The following is a 3,945-nucleotide window of genomic DNA, read 5'->3' on the forward strand; positions in this document are numbered from 1 at the left end:
GTAGAAGCAAGTCTCTCAAGTTTAGCATTACGGACTCTTGATGATGAATCGAAGCGAACTTTGCATGAGGCTATGATGGTAGTACACGAAGTAACAAAAGATTTAAAAAAAAGAGTAGGAGAACTAGAAGGAGAGGAACTTCAGTACAAAGGTTTCTAGAAAAACTATATTTACAGGGGGTGTAAGCAGTGCCTGAATGGTTAGAGGTGGTAATACGGTCATTATTATTTGTCGTTGTCCTGTTTTTAATCACAAAATGGTTAGGGAAAAAGCAACTTTCTGAACTTTCTTTTTTTGAATATGTTGTAGGTATTACAATTGGAAGTATTGGCGCAGAAGTTATCACAGGACTTGAACGGAACATGTTTAACGGGATAATCGGAATCGTGGTCTTCGCGGCAATACCCTTTTTAGCAGGTTTGCTTTCCTTAAAAAGCAAAGGCTTTCGTGATTTTATAGAAGGAAGAGCAACTATTTTTATTAAAGATGGAAAAATTATGGAGGATAATCTAAAAAAAGAAAAATACACAACCGATGAGTTACTGGAATTGCTTCGAAAGAAGGATGTCTTTAAGGTAGCTGATGTGGAATTTGCGGTATTAGAGCCAACCGGGGATCTAAGCGTTATGCTCAAGAAAGAAAACCAACCTTTGACACCGAAAGATGTAAACTTGACTGTTGCTTCCGTTAAGGAACCTCAGACCGTCATTATGGATGGAGAAATATTAGATGAGCCTCTGTCTACAATTGGTAGAAGTCGGGCTTGGCTACAAACTGAATTAGAAAAACTAGGTGTAACGATTGAAAATGTATTTCTGGGACAGGTTAATTCTTACGGAGAGTTAACGATTGATCTGTTTGACGATAAATTACAAGTCGCACCCCCACAAGAAAGACCCTTAATTCTTTCAACCTTGAAAAAATGTCAAGCAGACTTAGAACTATTTGCTCTTGGAACGGAATCAAAAGAGGCCAAACAAATGTATAGGTTAAACAGTGAAAAATTACAAGAAGCCATTGATAAAGTGACCCCTATTTTAAAAGGATAAGGATTTAGCTTAGATTCATACATGACGAAAAAAAGATACCATTTTTAATTGAAAAAAGTTTAAAAACCTTAGTCCAATTTCGGACTAAGGTGAATTTTTTTACGAGGTGTTAGAAGTGTCTATTTTTTTAGTTAAAGTTATTTTTATCTATATTGTGTTTATTGTAGCAGTAAAAATTTTAGGGAAATCAGCTCTAGCCCAACTTACCCCTCATGATTTTGGAGCGATTCTTTTTTTATCTTATTTAGCTTTTGGTTCTATTAAAGTAAACGGAGTGATGGAGGGGATTATTGGAATCATTGTAATAACATGCATTCATCTATTTATATCAAAGTTAAGTTTATTAAATAAGTTAAACCCTTTTATTATCGGAAAACCGACTATTCTAATTAAACACGGGAAAATTATCTATCGAAATTTAAAGGAAAGTAGATATCCTTTACCTGAGCTGTTGTCTAATTTAAGAACATCAGGATATCCGGATATTCACGATATTGAATATGCGATTTTGGAAGCAACAGGTGAAATTAGCATTTTTCCAAGAAAAGAATTAGTTCCTATTACTCCAAAAGATTTACATATGAAAGTGGAATACCGCGGATTACCCATAGCCGTTGTCATTGAAGGGAAAGTGCAAAAGCGTAATTTAAAATTAATCAACAAAAATGAAAAGTGGTTAAAGGAAGAACTAAAGGCAAAGGGATATCTTCAAATCAAAGATATTTTTTATGCTGCTGTTAGAGATACCGATCATTCATTAACCATTAACAAAAAAGATGTTAACGACTAATTTTAAGACGATTTCCTCCCAATATAAATTAATGTTTTCTCTTATTTACTCCTTATTGCATTTACCACTTTCATTTTCCAAATTTATAAAAAATTATACCTATATTTAGGAATTTACCAGATGGTAATTTTCAAAATCACTAAGTCTCTAGTTAGGACAGTGCCCAGATCATTACGCCTTTCGTGATGTCAGAACTTTCCCAACCTTAATTCTCTTTTTTCGTTCTTAATATCTTATACAAGTTCTTATAAAGGTAGTCCATAATATATAACAGACAATCCCTTCATATTCCATACGTATACTGGTTACATAGTTTGTACATGTTAAGAGAAACAGAAGGAGGGATTCCAGTTGGAGTGGATTTTTTATCTATACCTGTTAAATACGTTCTTTATCTTATTCATAGCAATTTGGGAAGTTCGTCGGCCTGCCAAGGCTTTGAATTGGATAATAATCGTCCTTTTTTTACCTGTCATTGGTTTCTGGCTATATCTTAGCATATCAAACCCTAAGTTTATTCATCGAAAAAGATTGACCTGTTCTAAAAATGAATCTAACAAATTACCTGAGACATTCGGTGCTTCAGCATCGGTAATTGCCAATGCTTTACGGCATTTCACTGTGAATGGGCTTCGAATGGGCCAAGTCCAAGTGTTTAACAATGGGATAGCAAAATATGATCAACTCCTTGTATCCCTGCAAAAAGCCCAAGAAACCATTGATCTGGAATATTTCATCTATCGGAACGACCAAATTGGTAATCGAATCACAGAACTGCTAATCGAAAAAGCATTAAATGGAGTGCAGGTTCGTTTTATGAGAGATAGCTTGGGGAGTTATAAATTCCCGCGTGAAAAAATCCGGCAGATGGTTGAAGCAGGGATAGAATGCAGGACAATATTTCCTCTGCGATTTCCCTGGATTTTGTCCAATTGGAATTATCGGGATCATTGTAAGATTGTGACGATTGACAGAAAGGAATCCTTTACTGGCGGTATGAACGTTGGGTATGAATATACAGGATTAAAGCCAGACGTAGGATTTTGGAGGGACACTCATTTGCAAATTATAGGGGAAGCAACAGGCGACTTGCAGACTGTTTTTGATGTTCATTGGGAAATCGCTGTGCCGGAAAGGATAAAATCAAAAACAAATTTGAAAACAAAATCAGAGGTAACGAAAATCAATTCAATCGGCAGAGCAGATCATTCCAAATGGTCAGCCGAATTGGGATCAGAGTTGAGCACCCTTGATGATAAAGAAATGGACATATCCGGAAAAACTAGGACATTGCATAAAGCGTATATCCATACGTTGGAAGGAAACCCTGGAATTCCTACCCCAGTCATTCGGCAAGCTTACTTTATATGTATAACACAGGCGACAAAGACTATTGATTTAACCACACCCTATTTTGTACCAGAAACGGATATTATCATGGCATTAAAGACAGCAGTAGCTCGTGGTGTCCGTGTAAGATTGCTGGTTCCTCGCCACAATAATCAAAAAATCGTGGGCCTTGCAAGCCGTACCTATTACGGAGAACTTATAGAAGCTGGAGTCGAAATCTACCAGTACGACAAAGGAATGATACATGCGAAGGTGTTGACCATCGATGAGGAGATTGCTGCCGTAGGCTCAGCAAACTATGATATGAGAAGTTTTCGCCTGAATTATGAGGTGTGTCAAGTCGTGTACAGTGCTGATGTGGCAAGAGAACTCACAGAGCAGTTCGAGGGGGATCTTACTGATTCTGTACCATTAAGAATTGAAGACTTGTTGCAACGATCCCTGACCGAGCGCATTTTTGAACAAGGTGCTCGTCTGCTTTCTCCATTATTATAAGTTGATGTATCCTGTTTTTATTGTTCTATCTTAAATCTAGATTTAACTTTGTTTTTAATATATTTCTGACTTATTTGAAAAAAAGTCGAAAACCCGTGTATTATAACTTCCAACATGGGTTTTTTCTTATTTACGATGGAAATTCATTACTAAAAAACGGTAATACTAAAAAGGCAGCTCAAAGAGTTTGAATTCAAAAATATCTGTTACCTTTTCATTTAAATATAGGGGTGATATCAATAGATAATATATTTGAAAATC

Annotated in this window: 4 protein-coding genes; all 4 read left to right on the forward strand. The window is 36.0% G+C overall.

Going from position 1 to position 3,945, the window contains the following annotated elements:
• Positions 1 to 159 (forward strand): DUF1657 domain-containing protein (locus QQZ16_RS01535; protein WP_284560999.1); only part of this gene is annotated, 159 nt, incomplete at its 5' end.
• 29 nt (positions 160 to 188) lie between these two features.
• A complete protein-coding gene (locus tag QQZ16_RS01540; protein WP_284560996.1) occupies positions 189 to 1,049 on the forward strand; it encodes a DUF421 domain-containing protein in 861 nt (286 codons plus the stop codon).
• Positions 1,050 to 1,164: 115 nt separating this feature from the next.
• Entirely contained in the window at positions 1,165 to 1,839 is a 675-nt protein-coding gene (locus QQZ16_RS01545) for a DUF421 domain-containing protein (RefSeq protein WP_284560997.1), read from the forward strand.
• Positions 1,840 to 2,190: 351 nt separating this feature from the next.
• On the forward strand, positions 2,191 to 3,684 hold the full coding sequence (locus QQZ16_RS01550) for a phospholipase D-like domain-containing protein (RefSeq protein WP_284560998.1): 1,494 nt from the start codon (positions 2,191 to 2,193) through the stop codon (positions 3,682 to 3,684).
• Positions 3,685 to 3,945 lie beyond the last annotated feature (261 nt).

Source organism: Bacillus sp. T2.9-1, from assembly GCF_950097965.1.
Classification (GTDB): Bacteria; Bacillota; Bacilli; order Bacillales; family Cytobacillaceae; genus Niallia; species Niallia hominis.